Source organism: Pseudomonas sp. TE21435, from assembly GCF_056279265.1.
Genome location: NZ_JBWBQZ010000001.1, coordinates 2,224,179 through 2,240,999 on the forward strand (window position 1 = coordinate 2,224,179; position 16,821 = coordinate 2,240,999).

17 protein-coding genes and 1 pseudogene are annotated in these 16,821 nt (G+C 63.0%); 12 read left to right on the top strand and 6 right to left on the bottom strand.

The features are described from left to right. Nucleotides 1-81 precede the first annotated feature (81 nt). From dnaQ to ACZ9C1_RS10000, 3 genes are all read right to left on the bottom strand, one after another. Entirely contained in the window at nt 82-837 is a 756-nt protein-coding gene (dnaQ, locus tag ACZ9C1_RS09990; RefSeq protein ID WP_023629444.1) for a DNA polymerase III subunit epsilon, read from the bottom strand. 161 nt (nt 838-998) lie between these two features. Then, a complete protein-coding gene (gene rnhA, locus ACZ9C1_RS09995) occupies nt 999-1,445 on the bottom strand; it encodes a ribonuclease HI (RefSeq protein WP_023629443.1) in 447 nt (148 codons plus the stop codon). A 13-nt stretch (nt 1,446-1,458) separates the two neighbouring features. Continuing rightward, nucleotides 1,459-2,232: a methyltransferase domain-containing protein gene (locus ACZ9C1_RS10000; RefSeq protein ID WP_038706475.1), complete on the bottom strand. Its 774-nt coding sequence runs from the start codon at nt 2,230-2,232 to the stop codon at nt 1,459-1,461. Between the two features lie 84 nt (nt 2,233-2,316). On the opposite strand from ACZ9C1_RS10000, the gene gloB reads away from it, so the two are divergent. The 7 genes from gloB to ACZ9C1_RS10035 all read left to right on the top strand — a co-directional run bounded on the left by gloB (nt 2,317) and on the right by ACZ9C1_RS10035 (nt 12,163). After that, complete coding sequence (gene gloB / locus ACZ9C1_RS10005) at nt 2,317-3,096, top strand: hydroxyacylglutathione hydrolase (RefSeq protein WP_476253933.1); 780 nt, start codon at nt 2,317-2,319, stop codon at nt 3,094-3,096. A 100-nt stretch (nt 3,097-3,196) separates the two neighbouring features. Next, nucleotides 3,197-4,627, top strand: a complete 1,431-nt coding sequence (locus ACZ9C1_RS10010; RefSeq protein WP_046854819.1) for a lytic transglycosylase domain-containing protein — start codon at nt 3,197-3,199, stop codon at nt 4,625-4,627. Nucleotides 4,628-4,805: 178 nt separating this feature from the next. Beyond that, nucleotides 4,806-6,638 (top strand): extracellular solute-binding protein, encoded by a 1,833-nt coding sequence (locus ACZ9C1_RS10015; protein WP_476253934.1) that lies wholly within the window; start codon nt 4,806-4,808, stop codon nt 6,636-6,638. After that, nucleotides 6,635-8,467: an extracellular solute-binding protein gene (locus ACZ9C1_RS10020; RefSeq protein WP_476253935.1), complete on the top strand. Its 1,833-nt coding sequence runs from the start codon at nt 6,635-6,637 to the stop codon at nt 8,465-8,467. Before ACZ9C1_RS10015 ends, ACZ9C1_RS10020 begins: the two co-directional genes overlap by 4 nt. Nucleotide 8,468: 1 nt before the next feature. After that, entirely contained in the window at nt 8,469-9,542 is a 1,074-nt protein-coding gene (locus tag ACZ9C1_RS10025; protein ID WP_046854817.1) for a microcin C ABC transporter permease YejB, read from the top strand. Nucleotide 9,543: 1 nt separating this feature from the next. After that, entirely contained in the window at nt 9,544-10,563 is a 1,020-nt protein-coding gene (locus ACZ9C1_RS10030) for an ABC transporter permease (protein WP_102683696.1), read from the top strand. Nucleotide 10,564: 1 nt separating this feature from the next. Continuing rightward, complete coding sequence (locus ACZ9C1_RS10035; protein ID WP_476253936.1) at nt 10,565-12,163, top strand: ABC transporter ATP-binding protein; 1,599 nt, start codon at nt 10,565-10,567, stop codon at nt 12,161-12,163. 212 nt (nt 12,164-12,375) lie between these two features. On the opposite strand, the gene ACZ9C1_RS10040 is transcribed toward ACZ9C1_RS10035, so the two are convergent. After that, a complete protein-coding gene (locus ACZ9C1_RS10040; protein WP_476253937.1) occupies nt 12,376-12,852 on the bottom strand; it encodes a hypothetical protein in 477 nt (158 codons plus the stop codon). Between the two features lie 411 nt (nt 12,853-13,263). Between ACZ9C1_RS10040 and ACZ9C1_RS10045 the strand changes: the two genes are divergently transcribed. From ACZ9C1_RS10045 to ACZ9C1_RS10065, 5 genes and pseudogenes are all read left to right on the top strand, one after another. Beyond that, nucleotides 13,264-13,509 carry a hypothetical protein gene (locus ACZ9C1_RS10045; protein ID WP_011534689.1) on the top strand — a complete coding sequence of 82 codons (246 nt, stop codon included), beginning with the start codon at nt 13,264-13,266 and terminating at the stop codon, nt 13,507-13,509. 154 nt (nt 13,510-13,663) lie between these two features. Continuing rightward, nucleotides 13,664-13,933: a DUF3077 domain-containing protein gene (locus ACZ9C1_RS10050; protein WP_476253938.1), complete on the top strand. Its 270-nt coding sequence runs from the start codon at nt 13,664-13,666 to the stop codon at nt 13,931-13,933. A 95-nt stretch (nt 13,934-14,028) separates the two neighbouring features. After that, nucleotides 14,029-14,469, top strand: a pseudogene (locus ACZ9C1_RS10055) (GNAT family N-acetyltransferase); the annotation flags it as partial. A gap of 237 nt (nt 14,470-14,706) precedes the next feature. Then, nucleotides 14,707-14,982 carry a hypothetical protein gene (locus tag ACZ9C1_RS10060; RefSeq protein ID WP_476253939.1) on the top strand — a complete coding sequence of 92 codons (276 nt, stop codon included), beginning with the start codon at nt 14,707-14,709 and terminating at the stop codon, nt 14,980-14,982. Then, the gene (locus ACZ9C1_RS10065) at nt 14,982-15,179 is read left to right on the top strand and encodes a hypothetical protein (RefSeq protein ID WP_476253940.1); all 198 of its coding nucleotides are present in this window, start codon (nt 14,982-14,984) and stop codon (nt 15,177-15,179) included. Before ACZ9C1_RS10060 ends, ACZ9C1_RS10065 begins: the two co-directional genes overlap by 1 nt. On the opposite strand, the gene ACZ9C1_RS10070 is transcribed toward ACZ9C1_RS10065, so the two are convergent. Together ACZ9C1_RS10070 and ACZ9C1_RS10075 are read right to left on the bottom strand one after the other, a co-directional pair. Beyond that, on the bottom strand, nt 15,151-15,594 hold the full coding sequence (locus tag ACZ9C1_RS10070; RefSeq protein WP_476253941.1) for a hypothetical protein: 444 nt from the start codon (nt 15,592-15,594) through the stop codon (nt 15,151-15,153). The two genes, ACZ9C1_RS10065 and ACZ9C1_RS10070, sit on opposite strands and share 29 nt — an antisense overlap. A gap of 42 nt (nt 15,595-15,636) precedes the next feature. Then, nucleotides 15,637-16,800, bottom strand: a complete 1,164-nt coding sequence (locus tag ACZ9C1_RS10075; RefSeq protein WP_476253942.1) for an AAA family ATPase — start codon at nt 16,798-16,800, stop codon at nt 15,637-15,639. Between the last annotated feature and the right edge of the window lie 21 nt (nt 16,801-16,821).

Here is a 16,821-nt window from a genome sequence, read left to right on the forward strand (position 1 = left end):
AGGCCGGCTCACAAGGTGCAGCGCTGGATGCGGTCCCTGTGGGAGCTGGCTTGCCAGCGATGGGCCGGGCCTGCCTTCGAGTCAGCTGGCGGCTGGCTCGGTCAATGCCTGCCACATCGACGGCCCACCCGCCGACTTGGCGATGGCCGCCAAACGCTCGGCATGGGCCTCGAGCTCTTCCTCGCTGGCCAGGATCACCCGCCCCGGCGCACGCCCGACGATACGACGAATCTCGCTACCGGTTGCCCCTTGCCCATCCTCGTCGCCCGCCCCTTCGCCCGCCAGCGACAAGCTGGTCTGGCCACCGGTCATCGCCAGGTAGACGTCGGCCAGCAGTTCCGAGTCGAGCAGTGCGCCGTGCAGCTCACGGCCGGAGTTGTCGATGCCGTAGCGTTTGCACAGGGCATCGAGGCTGTTGCGCTGCCCCGGGTGGCGCGAGCGCGCCATCATCAGGGTGTCGAGGATCGGGCAATGCTGCGAGATATCGGCACGATCCTGCTGGCCGATCAGGGCGAACTCGTTGTTGATGAAGCCGACGTCGAACGCCGCGTTGTGGATGACCAGGGTGGCGCCCTGGATGAACTCGAAGAACTCCTCGGCCACATCGCCGAAACGCGGTTTGCCGACCAGGAAAGCATCGGTGATGCCGTGGACGTTGATCGCGCCCTCGTCACTCTCACGGTCGGGCTGCAGGTAGACATGGAAGTGCCGCCCGGTCAAGCGCCGGCCCACGACCTCGACGCAACCGATCTCGATGATGCGGTGGCCTTCGGCCACCGGCATGCCGGTGGTCTCGGTGTCGAGGATGACGAACCGTTTGTCTTGCTGCTGCTCCACGCGGGGACTCCAACTGGCGGTGCTTGAATTCGGGGTGGGAGTATAACGAAATCGGGGCCGCTTTGCGGCCCATCGCGGCTGAAGCCGCTCCTACAGAAAGCGCGTGGATCGGGGTAGGAGCGGCTTCAGCCGCGATGGGCTGCACAGCAGCCCCAATCGGATCAACGCTGAGCGCGAACCTCATCAACCCCACGATTGGCCAGCTGGTCGGCGCGCTCGTTGCCCGGATGGCCGATATGCCCACGGACCCACTTCCAGGTCACCTTGTGCCGGTTGACCTGCTCATCGAGCTGCACCCACAGGTCGGCGTTCTTCACCGGCTCCTTGGCCGCGGTCTTCCAACCGCGCTTCTTCCAGTTGACCATCCACTCGTTGATGCCCTTCATGACGTACTGCGAGTCGGTGGTCAGCAGCACCTCGCACTCGCGCTTGAGCGCCTTGAGGCCCTCGATCGCCGCCATCAGCTCCATGCGGTTGTTGGTGGTCTCGCGCTCGCCGCCCCACAATTCCTTCTCGACGCCCTTGTAGACAATCAGCACACCCCAGCCGCCCGGGCCAGGGTTGCCCTTGCAGGCACCATCGGTGTAGATCTCGACGCTATCGCTCATGTACCACTCATGTTCAGTGCTTTTCGGATTCGGGATGGGTGGCGCTGCGGTTGACCTTGGCCAGCGGCAGCGGCAGCAGCTTGCCCATCGGCTCGCGGCGCTCCAGACGCAACGGCCGCAGGCCCACCACCATCTTGCGCGCCACCAGCAGGTAGACACCGCCGCCGGCAGTTTGCCAGCCCCCGGCCACGCGCTCCCAGCCAGCCAGGCGCTGTTGCCAGGCCGGCGAGGCAAGCGGCGGACGATAACACCCGAAGCGGCGTTTCTCCAGCGCGAAGCCCAGCAGGTTGAGCCAGTCGCCAACCCGCGACGGCGAGATGCAACGGGCCTTGCGCAAGGCCCCGTGGCTGAAGAAATGACGCACGCCCCAACTGCTCCAGGGGTTGATCCCGATGATCAGCAGGTGCCCCCCCGGGCGCACGGAACTGGCGGCCTCACGCAGCAGCCCGTGGGGAGACAGGCTGAAGTCCAGGCCATGCTGCAGCACCACCACATCGGCGGCGTGCTCCGACAACGGCCAGGCCTGCTCCTCGCAGACGATCTCCACCCCCGGCAGCGGCGCGCCCAGGCGCACGTTGCGCTGCACCTGCGGGGCATTGGGCGGGGGTTCTGCACAGGGGCCGTAGTGCACAAGGTAGCCACCGAAGAAGCGCCGCAGCTCTTCTTCGAGCAACTTTTCCTCTTCCTTGAGCATCAACTGCCCAAGAGGCCCATCGAACCAGTCGCGGGCCAGGCGGATCAGCTCGACCCAGTCGGGGTCGGCCTGGGCGAAGGCTTGGTCGGTCATTGCGTTCTCCCTCGAAGGTTCTCCGCTCGCGCCATCGCGGCTAAGATGCCCTCAATGTCCAGGCTTGGCGATACGGATCCGCACATGATACAGATCGATGCCCTACCCGCTTTCAACGACAACTACATCTGGTTGTTACAGGATACTGCCAATCGCCACTGCGCAGTGGTCGACCCCGGTGACGCCGGGCCGGTGCGCGCGTGGCTGGAGCAGCACCCGGACTGGGCATTGCAGGCAATCCTCGTCACCCACCACCACCATGACCACGTCGGCGGCGTCGAAGCCTTGAAACAGGCCACCGGCGCCCGGGTGTACGGCCCGGCCAGCGAAGCGATCCCGGGCCGCGATATCGCCCTGGAAGACGGCACACGCATCGAGGTGCTGGGCCTTGCATTCGAGGTCCTGGCCGTGCCCGGCCACACCCTGGGGCACATCGCCTATTACACTGCGCAATCGCCCACACCGCTACTGTTCAGTGGCGATACCCTGTTCGCCGCCGGCTGCGGCCGCTTGTTCGAAGGCACGCCCGAGCAGATGCACCATTCGCTGCAACGCCTGGCCGCCCTGCCCGCCGCGACCGAAGTGTACTGCGCCCACGAATACACCCTGAGCAACCTGCGCTTCGCCCGTGCCGTGGAACCCGACAATGAACACGTTCGCCAACGGTTCGAGGACGTTACCCGGTTGCGCGCCGACAATCGCATCACCTTGCCCTCCAACATTGGCCTGGAGCGCCTGACCAACCCGTTTTTGCGCACCGCTGAAACATTCGTTAAACAAAAAGCAGACGAATGGAAGGGACATTCCAACCCCAGCCAAGCCACTGTTTTTGCTGCCTTGAGGTCTTGGAAGGACGTGTTCTGATAACCCCAAGATATATCGCATCATAGGCCCGATGGTTGACCCGGCGGGGAGCGGTTTCTAGAATCGCCCAACTTTTTCGCCCGGATAACCGTCCCAGCCGATGTCTTCCCGTAGCCGCAGAACCTCTCATTCGGTCGCCCTGACGCGACTGGCCCAGATCAGTGCACTGGCGCTGGCCGCCACCCTGGTCGGCTGCCAGAGCACCCGTCAGCTCGACGAAGCCGACAGCGTTCGCGCGCACAACTATCAGGCGCGGATCAAGCACAAACCGGCGCCGCTGGTGGTCAAGCCCAAGGAGCAGGCACCGCCCCAGGACGTCTGGGAGCGCATGCGCCAGGGCTTCGCCCTGCAGGACGGCATGGACGTCAACCCGCGCATCGAACAGCAGCGCCTGTGGTTCGCCAGCAACCCGTCGTTCCTCGAGAACGCCGGCGAGCGCGGCAGCCTCTACCTGCACTACATCGTCGAGCGCCTCGAAGAACGCGACATGCCGCTGGAACTGGCCCTGCTGCCGGCCATCGAGAGCGCCTACAACCCGATGGCCTACTCCCGGGCGCATGCCGCCGGCATGTGGCAGTTCATCCCGTCCACGGGGCGCCACTTCAACCTGCGCCAGACCAACTTCTACGATGGCCGTCGCGACGTCACCGCCTCGACCAACGCCGCGCTGGATTACCTGAACCGCCTGCATGACATGTTCAACGGCGACTGGCTGCTGGCCCTGGCGGCCTACAACGCCGGTGAAGGCACGGTTAGCCGCGCCATCGAGCGCAACGAGCGCCTGGGCCTGCCGACCGACTACTGGAACCTGCCGCTGCCGCAGGAAACCCGCGACTACGTGCCCAAGCTGCTGGCCCTGTCGCAGGTGGTCAACACCCCAGCCGCCTACGGGGTCAACCTGAACCCCATTGCCAACGAGCCGTACTTCGAAGCCGTCGCCATCAACGACCGCCTCGACCTGTCCCGCGTGGCCGCCTTCGCCGACATCGACGAAGACGAACTGATCCAGCTCAACCCTGCCTTCAAGAAGCGCATGACCGTGGACGGCCCCCAACAACTGCTGGTGCCGACCGCCAAGGCGCAACTGCTCAGCGACCGCATGTCCAACCTCAAGCCCGAGGAACTGGTCAGCCTGCAACCGAACAAGGCCGTGTTCCAGGCCGCCCTGGCCGAGGCCAAGGCACCCGCGGCGCGCAGCTACCGGGTCAAGCGTGGCGACAACCTGGGCAGCATCGCCAAGGCCAACCGGGTGTCGGTCAAGCAATTGCAAAGCTGGAACCGCATCCGTGGCAACAACCTCAAGGTCGGCCAGGTCCTGGCCCTGCGTGGCGGCAGCGCGCCGAGCGCGGCAGCCAACCGCGTGGCCGACTCCAAGCAACGCTCCACCCAGTACAAGGTGCGTAAGGGCGACTCGTACTACCTGGTGGCCAAGCGTTTCAACGTCGAGATGAAGCACCTCAAGCGCTGGAACCCACGTACCGGGCATGCGCTCAAGCCAGGCCAGACCCTGACCGTCTACCTCGCGCGCTGATACCTCGATAGCGGGGCCAGCCCCCCTCCCACGCCAGTCACGATCAGCGTGGGAGCGGGCTGGCCCCACGATGCTTTGAAGGCTGAAGCAAAGCCCCGCGCCCTACCCTTTTTCCATTCCAGACAAGCTGTTACTGTACCCCGAACCAAGCCCAACGCCCTCTGGATCGGATGCCGACTTGATACGTCCCCTCCTGCTGTCACTCAGCCTGGCCTTGAGCTTCCCCGCCGTCGCGATGGTGAGCGAAAGCCACGGATACGCGCAGTTCGGCACGCTCAAGTACCCGGCCAGCTTTACCCACTTTGACTGGGTCAACCCGCAAGCCCCCAAAGGCGGCACGTTGCGGGCCATGGCCTTCGGCACCTTCGACACGCTCAACCCTTACACCTTCAAGGGCTCGAGCCCGGTCACCACGCCCAACTTCCTGCAGTACGGCATCAGCGAGCTGAACGAGCCGCTGATGGTCGGCACCGGCATGTACGACCCGTCCGGCGACGAACCCACCTCCAGCTACGGCCTGATCGCCCGCTCGGTCGAGTACAGCGAGGACCGCAGCTGGGTGGTGTTCAACCTGCGCCCCGAGGCGCGCTTCCATGATGGTGTGCCGATCACCGCGCAGGACGTGGCGTTTTCCTACCGCACGCTGCTCAAGGACGGCCACCCGATCTACCGCACCAACCTGCAGGAAGTGGCCCGGGTCGATATCCTCGGCCCGCTGCGCATCCGCTTCGTGTTCAAGCGCGCTGGCAACCCGCTGCTGATCCTGCGCCTGGGCGAGATGCCGGTGCTGCCCAAGCACTACTGGGCCAAGCGCGACTTCAAGGCCACCACCTTCGAACCACCACTGGGTAGCGGCCCGTACCGCATCACCGAGGTGCAGCCGGGCCGACGCCTGGTGTTCGAACGGGTGAAGAACTACTGGGGCAAGGACCTGGCGGTTAACCGCGGCAAGTACAACTTCAAGCGTGTCGAATACGAGTTCTACCGCGACGCCACCGTGGCCTTCGAAGCGTTCAAGGCCGGTGAATTCGACATCTACATCGAGCACCAGGCGAAGAACTGGGCCAACGGCTACAACTTCCCCGCCGTACGCCGTGGCGAGGTGATCAAGGCGCAGATTCCGCACAAGATCCCCACGCAAACCCAAGGCCTGTTCATGAACAGTCGCCGCGCCGCGTTCAGCGACCCACGGGTGCGCCAGGCGCTAGGCCTGATGCTCGACTTCGAGTGGACCAACCGCGCCCTGTTCAGCAGCGCCTACCGCCGCTCGACCAGCTATTACCCGAACAGCGACTTCACCGCCAGCGGCCTGCCCACCGGCAAGGAATGGCTGCTGCTCAAGCCATTCCGCGACCAGTTGCCGGACAAGCTGTTCACCGAGCCCTACCAGGTCAGCCACACCGACGGCAGCGGCATCAGCCGCCCCGCCCTGCGCCAGGCCCTGGCCCTGTTCGCCCAGGCCGGCTGGAAGCTCAACGGCCAGCGCCTGGTCGACAGCAAAGGCCAACCGTTCAGGCTGGAGCTGCTGCTGGTGAACCCCAACCTCGAACGCATCCTGCAACCTTATGTCGAAAATCTGGCCAGCATCGGCATCGATGCGCGCTTGCGCACCGTGGACCGCGCCCAGTACAAACAACGGCTCGACCAGTTCGATTTCGACATGATCCTGATGACCCTGAACCAGACCCTGAGCCCGGGCCTCGAGCAGTGGCTGTATTTCCACTCAAGCCAGGCCGCCACCAAGGGCAGCAAGAACTATGCTGGCGTGAAGGACCCGGTGGTCGACCACCTGCTCGACACCTTGCTCGCCGCCCGCAGCCGCGATGACCAGATTGCCGCCGCGCGCGCCCTGGACCGCGTGCTCTCATGGCAGTACTACATGATCCCCAACTGGTACCTCGACAATCACCGCCTGGCCTACCGCAACCGGTTCGCCTTCGTCATCACGCCGCCCTACACCCTCGGGCTGAACAGCTGGTGGATCAAGAAGCCTTCGGAGAAAGCCAAATGACGCCGACCCTGCGCCGCCTGGCCGCGAGCCTGCTGCTGACCTGCCTCACGCTCCCGGCCGTGGCCGCCCCGCAACACGCCCTGACCCTGTACGACGAGGCACCGAAATACCCGGCCAACTTCAAGCACTTCGAGTACGTCAACCCCGACGCACCGAAGGGCGGCACCTTTCGCCAGTCCAGCTTCGGCGGCTTCGACAGCCTCAACCCGTTCATCAACAAGGGCGTGCCCGCCGACAACGTCGGCGCCATCTACGACACCCTGATGCGCCAGAGCCTGGACGAACCCTTCACCGAGTACGGCCTGGTGGCCGGCAAGATCGAAAAGGCCCCCGACAACAGCTGGGTGCGCTTCTACCTGCGCCCCGAGGCACGCTTCCACGACGGCCACCCGATGCGCGCCGAGGACGTGGTATTCACCTTCAACGCCCTGATCAAGGACGGCGCGCCGCTGTACCGCCAGTACTACGCCGACGTCGCAGAAGTAGTCGCCGAAACGCCGCTCACGGTGCTGTTCAAGTTCAAGCACAACAACAACCGCGAGCTGCCGCTGATCCTCGGCCAGCTGCCGGTGCTGCCCAAGCACTGGTACCAAGGCCGCGACTTCGACCGCGGCAACCTGGAGATCCCGCTCGGCAGCGGCCCGTACAAGGTCGCCGAGGTGAAGGCCGGCCGCTCGATCCGCTACGAGCGGGTCAAGGACTACTGGGCCAAGGACCTGCCGATCAACCGCGGCTTCTACAATTTCGATGTGATGACCTTCGATTCCTACCGCGACAACACCGTCGCCCTCGAAGCCCTCAAGGCCGGCCAGTTCGACTACGGCCTGGAGGTGAGCGCGAAGAACTGGGCCACCGCCTACGACGTGCCCGCCGTGCGCGACGGCCGGCTGATCAAGGAAGAGCTGCCCAACGGCAACCCCGTCGGCATGCAGGGCTTCATCTTCAACCTGCGCAAGCCGATGTTCCAGGACATCCGCGTGCGCCACGCCATCAGCCTGCTGCTGGACTTCGAATGGACCAACAAGCAGCTGTTCAACGGCGCCTACACCCGCACCGGCAGCTACTTCGAGAACTCCGAAATGGCCGCCAGCGGCCTGCCCAGCCCCGCCGAGCTGAAGATCCTCGAGCCGCTGCGCGGCAAGGTGCCGGACGAGGTGTTCAACGGCGCCTTCCACAACCCGGTCACCGACGGCAGCGGCATGATCCGCGACCAGCAGCGCCAGGCCTACAAGCTGCTGCAGGAGGCCGGCTGGAAGGTCGTCGACGACAAGATGGTCGATAAAGACGGCAAGCCGATGACCATCGAGTTCCTGCTGGCCCAGACCCAGTTCGAGCGCGTGCTGCTGCCGTTCAAGCGCAACCTCGCGGACCTTGGCATCAACCTCGAGATCCGCCGCGTGGACGTGTCGCAGTACATCACCCGCCTGCGCTCGCGTGACTACGACATGATCGTCGGCGGCTTCGCGCAATCCAACTCGCCCGGCAACGAGCAACGCGAGTACTGGAACAGCGCCGCCGCCGACAACCCCGGCAGCCGCAACTTCATCGGCCTGCGCGACCCTGGCATCGACCAGCTGGTGGAGCAGTTGATCAACGCCGACTCCCGGCAGAGCCTGATCGAGCACTGCCGCGCCCTGGACCGCGTGCTGCAATGGGGTTACTACGTGATCCCCAACTGGCATATCAAGACCTGGCGCGTGGCCTACTGGAACCATATCGGCCACCCCGCCGTATCACCCAAGTACGACATCGGCATCGACACCTGGTGGATCAAGCCCGACGTCACGCCCGCGGTAAGCGAAGCCACCGTTCCGGAAGAGGCCAACTGACATGCTGGCTTATATCCTGCGGCGCCTGCTGCTGATCATCCCCACCCTGTTCGGCATCCTCATCATCAACTTCATCATCGTCCAGGCCGCCCCCGGCGGCCCGGTGGAACAGATGATCGCCAAGCTCGAAGGCTTCGAAGGCGCCACCAGCCGCATCGCCGGCGGCGGCGCCGAAGTCTCGGTGGCCGGCTCCAACTACCGTGGCGCGCAAGGCCTGGACCCGGCCCTGATCGCCGAGATCGAGCGCATGTACGGCTTCGACAAATCCGCGCCCGAGCGGCTGTGGATCATGGTCAAGAACTATGCCCAGCTGGACTTCGGCAACAGCTTCTTCCGCGACGCCAAGGTCATCGACCTGATCGCCGAGAAGATGCCCGTGTCCATTTCCCTCGGGCTATGGAGCACGCTGATCATGTACCTGGTGTCGATCCCGCTGGGGATCGCCAAGGCCGTGCGCCACGGTAGCCACTTCGACGTGTGGACCAGCTCGGCGATCATCGTCGGCTACGCCATCCCGGCGTTCCTGTTCGCCATCCTGCTGATCGTGCTGTTCGCCGGCGGCAGCTACTTCGACTGGTTCCCGTTGCGCGGGCTCACCTCCAACAACTTCGACGAGCTGAGCACCACCGGCAAGGTGCTCGACTACTTCTGGCACCTGGTGCTGCCCATCACTGCCCTGGTGATCGGCAACTTCGCCACCATGACCCTGCTGACCAAGAACAGCTTCCTCGACGAGATCAACAAGCAGTACGTGGTCACCGCCAAGGCCAAGGGCCTGAGCCGCACCCGCGTGCTCTACGGCCATGTGTTCCGCAACGCCATGCTGCTGGTGATCGCCGGCTTCCCCTCGGCGTTCATCGGCATCTTCTTCACCGGGTCCCTGCTGATCGAGGTGATCTTCAGCCTCGACGGCCTGGGCCTGATGAGTTTCGAAGCGGCGATCAACCGCGACTACCCGGTGGTGTTCGGCACCTTGTTCATCTTCACCCTGCTCGGTCTGGTGGTGAAGCTGATTGGCGACCTCACCTACACCCTGGTCGATCCGCGCATCGACTTCGCCAGCCGGGAGCACTGACATGGCCCTCTCCCCCCTCAACCGCCGGCGCTTCGAGCGCTTCAAGGCCAACCGCCGCGGCTGGTGGTCGCTGTGGATCTTCCTGGTGCTGTTCGTGCTCAGCCTGGGCGCCGAGTTCATCGCCAACGACAAGCCCATCGCCGTGCGCTACGACGGCGAGTGGTACTTCCCGGCCTTCAAGCGCTACCCGGAGACCACCTTCGGCGGCGAGTTCCCGCTGGAGGCCAACTACAAAAGCCCGTACATCCGCGAGTTGCTGGCCAAGAAAGACGCCTTCGTGCTGTGGGCGCCGATCCCCTACAGCTACCAGAGCATCAACTACGACCTGAAAGTGCCCGCCCCCGCGCCGCCCTCCACCGACAACCTGCTGGGCACCGACGACCAGGGCCGCGACGTGCTGGCCCGGGTGATCTACGGCTTCCGCATCTCGGTGCTGTTCGCCCTGACGCTGACCATCGCCAGCTCGATCATCGGCGTGATCGCCGGCGCCCTGCAGGGCTTCTACGGCGGCTGGGTGGACCTGGCCGGCCAGCGCTTCCTGGAGATCTGGTCCGGCCTGCCGGTGCTGTACCTGCTGATCATCCTCGCCAGTTTCGTGCAGCCCAACTTCTGGTGGTTGCTGGGCATCATGCTGCTGTTCTCGTGGATGAGCCTGGTGGACGTGGTGCGCGCCGAGTTCCTGCGCGGGCGCAACCTGGAATACGTGCGCGCCGCCCGCGCCCTGGGCATGCGCAACGGCGCGATCATGTACCGGCATATCCTGCCCAATGCGATGATCTCGACCATGACCTTCATGCCGTTCATCCTCACTGGCGCCATCGGCACCCTCACCGCCCTGGACTTCCTCGGCTTCGGCCTGCCCGCCGGCTCCCCCTCGCTGGGCGAACTGGTGGCCCAGGGCAAGTCCAACCTGCAAGCCCCGTGGCTGGGCATCAGCGCCTTCGCCGTGCTGGCGGTGATGCTGAGCCTGCTGGTATTCATCGGCGAATCCGCCCGCGACGCCTTCGACCCGAGGAAATGACATGAGCCAAGACACCCTGATCGAAGTCCGCGACCTGGCGGTGGAGTTCGTCACTGGCGAGCAGGTCAACCGCGTGGTCGACGGCATCAGCTTCGACATCCGCAAGGGCGAGACCCTGGCCCTGGTCGGCGAAAGCGGCTCGGGCAAGTCGGTGACCGCCCACTCGATCCTGCGCCTGCTGCCCTACCCCCTGGCGCGGCACCCGAGCGGCAGCATCCAGTACGACGGCAAGGACCTGCTGCACCTGGGCGAGAAGCCCATGCAGCGCATTCGCGGCAACCGCATCGCGATGATCTTCCAGGAGCCGATGACCTCGCTGAACCCGCTGCACAGCATCGAGAAGCAGATCAACGAGATCCTCTTGCTGCACAAGGGCCTCACCGGCAAGGCCGCCACGGCGCGCACCCTGGAGCTGCTGGAGCTGGTCGGTATTCCCGAGCCGCACAAGCGCCTGAAAGCCCTGCCCCACGAGCTGTCCGGTGGCCAGCGCCAGCGGGTGATGATCGCCATGGCCCTGGCCAACGAACCCGAACTGCTGATCGCCGACGAGCCCACCACGGCGCTCGACGTGACCGTGCAGTTGAAGATCCTCGACCTGCTCAAGTCGTTGCAGGCGCGCTTGGGCATGGCCCTGCTGCTGATCAGCCACGACCTCAACCTGGTACGCCGCATCGCCCACCGCGTGTGCGTGATGCAGTGCGGCAAGATCGTCGAGCAGGCCGATTGCGCCACGCTGTTCAGCAAGCCGCAGCATCCGTATACGCAGATGCTGATCAACGCCGAGCCCAGCGGCGCACCGGCTGCGAATGCCGAAGGTGCGCCATTGCTGGAGGTAAAGGACTTGAAGGTGTGGTTCCCGATCAAGAAGGGGCTGCTGCGCCGCACCGTGGACCATGTGAAGGCCGTGGATGGGGTGAACTTCAGCCTGCCACAGGGGCAGACGCTGGGGATCGTTGGCGAGAGTGGTTCGGGCAAGTCCACCTTGGGGCTGGCCATCTTGCGGTTGATTTCCAGCCAGGGCGGGATTCGCTTTCATGGGCAGAATCTTGAGGGGCTGAACCAGAAGGAAGTACGGCCGCTGCGGCGGGAGATGCAGGTGGTGTTCCAGGACCCCTTTGGCAGCCTGAGCCCGCGCATGTGCGTGGCGGATATCGTTGGCGAAGGGTTACGGATTCACAAGATCGGCACGCCGGCCGAGCAGGAAGCGGCGATTATCGCGGCGTTGGAGGAAGTGGGGCTGGATCCGCGGACGCGGCATCGGTATCCCCATGAGTTTTCCGGCGGGCAGCGGCAGCGGATTGCGATTGCTCGGGCGTTGGTGTTGAAGCCGGCGTTGATTCTGCTGGATGAGCCGACCTCGGCGCTGGATCGGACGGTGCAGCGGCAGGTGGTTGAGTTGCTGCGGAATTTGCAGGTTAAGTACAACCTGACTTATCTGTTCATCAGTCATGACCTGGCGGTGGTCAAGGCGTTGAGTCATCAGTTGGTGGTGATAAAGCATGGGCAGGTAGTGGAACAGGGGGATGCGGGGGAAATTTTTCATGGGCCGAAGCATGGGTATACGAAGCAGTTGTTGGAGGCTGCTTTTTTAGGAAATTAAGCGCAACCTCAAAGGACGTAGTAAAAACCTAGTCGGCACACATAAAGTAACACCCATCAAACAACCTTGCTTTACCTCGACAGGGGGCCACCAACAGCCCCCGAACCCACCACCAAAACATAATTTAAACAAACTCAACAAAGCATCGAACAGCAATGCCGCAAGCAAATCAGAAACAACTAAACCCTACAAGTCAAAAGAACACAGAACTCTCAATTATTACCCCCAACGCCATCTTTATATAACTCTTTCATCTCACCCGACACCTTAGCAATTTTTTCATCGACGTCATGCTCATAAGAAATAGGCCTAACAATATTGAGCGCCATAAACAAATAATAAATAGCCCCCATATAACCAACCACACTTAAAGGGCCTAAGACAAAATCAAACGCCATACCCAACACCAACCAAATCAAACCCTTTATGACATGCCGAGAAGCTCTCATCCACATCAAGGCCGCAAAGCTACCTTGTTCCGAAATCTCACCTGCCTTTGATGCTTTTAGCCGAATATGCTGTTCTCGCAGCTGACTAAGCCGAGATCGCTTTGAAACCAAACGAAAGCTATTAAGGCAGTAGCCCGTACATTTTTGCCCGATGTAAAGCACTAGCGCGAACAGAGCAGAGCCCATAGCGCCCTGAACAATCACCGGAAAATCTTGGATTGACTCAAGCAACCCTGCCATCACAAACTCCTCACCAGACCAAATAGATAGATTCTGCCTAAACTACTCAACAAAAGAAAGACCCCGAAGATTTTCATCGCATCCCAAGCCATCCTTTAATCCCCTACCTGAGGGACTACCAGACTTTTCCCCTTCCTTGTAGTCCATTTCCTAAATATCCTATCGCTGCCTTTTTTCCGTTGCGACCCGTCAGGCTTCATCCTAGTCTCGGCAAGTCGCTGAACTCAGCGATCGACTTTGACAGGTCGCAACGGTATTAAGCATACGGCTAGCCCTCAATGGTAGCTGTACGTGCGGGCACGCTTGCGTGCGCCGGAACTTTGCTTATTCCGCCGGTCTGTCAACCCACGTACAGCTGCCACCCTTCTGTTTGACAGCAGAAAGGTGGCAGTCCCCAGAAGGAATAAGAAGATGCTAAAGATCGTCCCCGATCCACCCCACAACCACCACTCCCTCGAAGACACCATCATCCAGGCCACGGAGTACGCCCTGTGCGCGCAGACCGTGGCGCATCAGGCTGTTCTGCTGCATCCCAAATCGCCCGTGTCGATTCTGGTCATGGCCGCGATGCATGAAATGGAGGCGCTGCGGGTGCTGCTCGAATCAGCGTTGATTCAGGTGCAGATGCCGCAGGTGGAGCCTCGCACACTGCACTAGGCCGTTAGCCATGGGTTGCCTGGGCTGGCCTCATCGCCGGCAAGCCGGCTCCCACAGGGGATCGGCGTGATTGCGCGGCAGATGCTGTGTAGCTGATAGCGGATCTAACTGTGAGAGCTCGCCCAGGCACCGATCATTTCAGGGAGATTGAGCAATGAGCACAGACGACACCACGCCCCACACCACCGTGGGCAAGACCCGGTTCTACCAGGGTGAAGGGCATACCGACCCGCTGTTCTGCATCGAACCCGGCATCCCTTGCCAGCACGCACGGGAACAGGCTTCGGAGTTGATGGGCTGCGTGTGCGACCTGACCATCACCGGGATCATGGAGGAAAAATCTCAGCTGATCTGGGCATCGTATTACCTGAGCGCGCTGGCCAAGGCGCTGATGGATGATGCGGAGCTGGGGATGAAGCACTGACTTCACAGGTGCATGGGGCCGCTTTGCGGCCCCTTCGCAGTACAAGGCCGCTCGACACGGGTTAGGCTTTGGGGACATCAGTTCGGGATACGTCCATGGAATGTCATATCCGTCGCGCTAAGCGCGAAGACGCACAAGCCATTAGCCGCCTCGTGATCGCGGCGCTGCACGAATCCAACTCACAGGATTACCCGGCAGAGGTGATCGCCCAGGTAGAGCAGAGCTTTTCACCTGCGGCGGTCAGTGCCTTGCTCGATAGCCGGTTGGTGTTCGTGGCGGTCAAGCAGAACGATCTGCTGGGGACGGCAAGTCTCGATGGGGAGGTCGTCAGGACAGTGTTTGTCGCGCCGATCCATCATGGGGAAGGTATCGGCAGGCAGCTGATGAAGGCTATCCACACAGCGGCGATCAGGGCTGGCGTCAGCGCATTGCGCGTTCCTTCGTCCATCACAGCCCAAGGCTTCTACGCGCGGCTGGGGTATCGGAAGCTTCGTGATGAATTCCATGGTGTAGAGCGCACCATTGTCATGGAAAAGCCCACGCTGACCATTTCGGAAGCGGCACACGCGCTCAACGTTTCTTGCGAGTATCTGGCAAAGCAGTTGGACGAGGGGGCAATCCCTCATACCTGCGTCGACGGTGAGCGGGGTATCACGTTCCCCGACCTGATTGCCTACAAAGACAGGCATGACGCGATCAGCCAGACCTGACATTGGCATCGTCAGGCGTTTCCTGTATTACAACGGCTCAGCACCTCGTTTCAAGGACATCCCATGCACCATCGCCTCACCGCCCTCTGCCACCAAGCCAGCTGTTCGCGCAGCGCCTGTGCCTGGCTGGCCATCGATGACGTACCCATCGAGATCTGGCTTGCCAAGCACCTGGACCAACCTGACTTGGAACGCAGCGGCCTGTCCTTGATGTGGTTATTGGACGAGGAAGAAGACGCCCTGGCCAACCGGCGCATCATCCCGGCTGCGGACGGCACCTCTACCCTGGTACCGCTGCTGGTGTGCAGCGACGACATGGACTTCGACTGCTTGCACTGATGACCGAACAGGTGATCGACGACGATACCGTGCACTGGCGGCGGTTCGGGCACAGCGCCACTGGCGGGCTGGAAGTGGGTGCTTCCACGCACTGGGACCCAGACAGCAAGCCGGTGAGCTTCGCGCTCAGTGATTTCAACCAGGCACTGACCGAGCACAAACGGCTGATCAAGGGCTGCATCGGTAGCGCGGGCTAAACCTGGTTCTGTGCAGCAACAGCAAGGCAAACGCCGCGCTGCCGATCAAAGGCCACCCCAGGAACAGCAACGACTCCGGCAACCAGGCGAGGATCGCCAGATTCGCCACCGTGCCGCACGCCAGCCCCGCCCAGGCAGAGCGGGCCCACGCTGGTGGGCGCGTGCTTTGCAGGAAGTGCCGATAAAGCCGTAGCCCTGTGTATACGCCCCACAAGCCCATCGCAGTGACGATGACCAGCCCCATACGGGTCAGTTGGTAATCCCAAGGGTCATCGAAGCCGTTGTAGATCATCCCAGGGAGCAAGACCACGGCGAACAGGCCCCAGTATCCCGTAACCAACAACACGGGAAGTACCACGCACAAGCCCAGCAGCCGTACAGCCAGTTTTTTGAATATCGAAGGGGTATCACTCACACCAACATCCTTGTCATTTGAGCATCGGCTACCGCAGCCGACTCAGCGCTTGCCCAACATCGCCTGACGCTCCCGCCAGATCTCCTGCACGAACGGATCCGTCACCCCATACAACCCATGCCCACGGCGAATGATCAGATTGGCCGCCAGCAGGTCGTTGGCCACGGGCTGCACTTCTTCCACCCGCACTTCACGCCCGACGACCTTCGAGTACTGCGCCGCCGCCTCGGCGGAGAACACCCCGCGTGTCTCGCCGTCCACCGAGGCGATGCGGGCGAAGATGGCCTGGGCCAGCACGCCCAGTTCCTCGACTTTCATCAGCTCCAGGTCCGCCGCCGCCGAACGCAGTGTGGCGGCGATCACCGGCAACACCACATCCGCTCCAGAAGCCAGGCTGGGCGAATGAATCAACTGGCGCAGGGCGCGGATGAACTCTTCGGGGCGGCTGCCCAGCGTCTGGAACGCCTCGGTCGCCACCGCCAGCGAAGGCAGGTTGTCGAGGCCATCGGCTGCAAGCCGTTCAAGCCAGAACGCCACATAGTCCGCGCCCAGTACCGGATAGGCCACGTTGGTGGCGCCGGCGAAGGCCTGGTTACGCCGGGCGGTCAGCTCGTTGACCATCGCCCGGTGCGAGCCGGTGCCGATGAACAGGAAATGCCCAGCCGGGGCTGGGCGTGGGTTGATGGCGTCACGCGCGGCCTTCAGCGCCAGCATCATCTGCTGCCCGTCTTCGGTGGTGATGGCGTGCTGCACTTCGTCGACGATCAGCACCACATTGGCCTTAGCCTGGTCTACCACCTCGCCCAGGGCCTGGGCCAAGGTCACGCCGCCCGCCTCGCCCAGGGTGTCGAGGTTGAAGCCGAACTTGAACCCGGCCAGCTCCACCTCGGCGCCGCGCAGGGCCCTGAGCCGCTGCATGAACGACGACGCCGGCGTCTGCAGCTCGCGCAGGGCCTTGCGCACGGCGGCGAGCACCAGTTGCACCGGGCTGGTCTGGGTGTCGCTCCACAGGTCGACGTAGATCACCAGCGCGCCCTTGGCCTCCAGCGCCGGGATCAGGTCGTTCCTGAGGAAGGTGGTCTTGCCGGTGCGCCGCAGGCCAGACAGGAACAATCCGGAACGCAGGCCGATATCCAGCGCGGACGGCTCGAGCAGTTGCCGGGCCATGTCGGCCGCCAGTTCAGGTCGCAGGAAGATGTCAGCCATGGGTTTATCCGCAATTATTCC

Excerpts from the sequence above, each read along its gene's own strand:
- gloB (WP_476253933.1), top strand. The coding sequence starts at position 2,317 with ATGATACAGATCGATGCCCTACCCGCTTTCAACGACAACTACATCTGG.
- ACZ9C1_RS10050 (WP_476253938.1), top strand. The coding sequence starts at position 13,664 with ATGAGCACAGACGACACCACGCCCCACACCACCGTGGGCAAGACCCGG.
- ACZ9C1_RS10030 (WP_102683696.1), top strand. The coding sequence starts at position 9,544 with ATGGCCCTCTCCCCCCTCAACCGCCGGCGCTTCGAGCGCTTCAAGGCC.
- ACZ9C1_RS10065 (WP_476253940.1), top strand. The coding sequence starts at position 14,982 with ATGACCGAACAGGTGATCGACGACGATACCGTGCACTGGCGGCGGTTC.
- ACZ9C1_RS10035 (WP_476253936.1), top strand. The coding sequence starts at position 10,565 with ATGAGCCAAGACACCCTGATCGAAGTCCGCGACCTGGCGGTGGAGTTC.
- ACZ9C1_RS10040 (WP_476253937.1), bottom strand. The coding sequence starts at position 12,852 with ATGGCAGGGTTGCTTGAGTCAATCCAAGATTTTCCGGTGATTGTTCAG.
- ACZ9C1_RS10025 (WP_046854817.1), top strand. The coding sequence starts at position 8,469 with ATGCTGGCTTATATCCTGCGGCGCCTGCTGCTGATCATCCCCACCCTG.
- ACZ9C1_RS10060 (WP_476253939.1), top strand. The coding sequence starts at position 14,707 with ATGCACCATCGCCTCACCGCCCTCTGCCACCAAGCCAGCTGTTCGCGC.
- ACZ9C1_RS10020 (WP_476253935.1), top strand. The coding sequence starts at position 6,635 with ATGACGCCGACCCTGCGCCGCCTGGCCGCGAGCCTGCTGCTGACCTGC.
- ACZ9C1_RS10045 (WP_011534689.1), top strand. The coding sequence starts at position 13,264 with ATGCTAAAGATCGTCCCCGATCCACCCCACAACCACCACTCCCTCGAA.
- rnhA (WP_023629443.1), bottom strand. The coding sequence starts at position 1,445 with ATGAGCGATAGCGTCGAGATCTACACCGATGGTGCCTGCAAGGGCAAC.
- ACZ9C1_RS10000 (WP_038706475.1), bottom strand. The coding sequence starts at position 2,232 with ATGACCGACCAAGCCTTCGCCCAGGCCGACCCCGACTGGGTCGAGCTG.
- ACZ9C1_RS10010 (WP_046854819.1), top strand. The coding sequence starts at position 3,197 with ATGTCTTCCCGTAGCCGCAGAACCTCTCATTCGGTCGCCCTGACGCGA.
- ACZ9C1_RS10075 (WP_476253942.1), bottom strand. The coding sequence starts at position 16,800 with ATGGCTGACATCTTCCTGCGACCTGAACTGGCGGCCGACATGGCCCGG.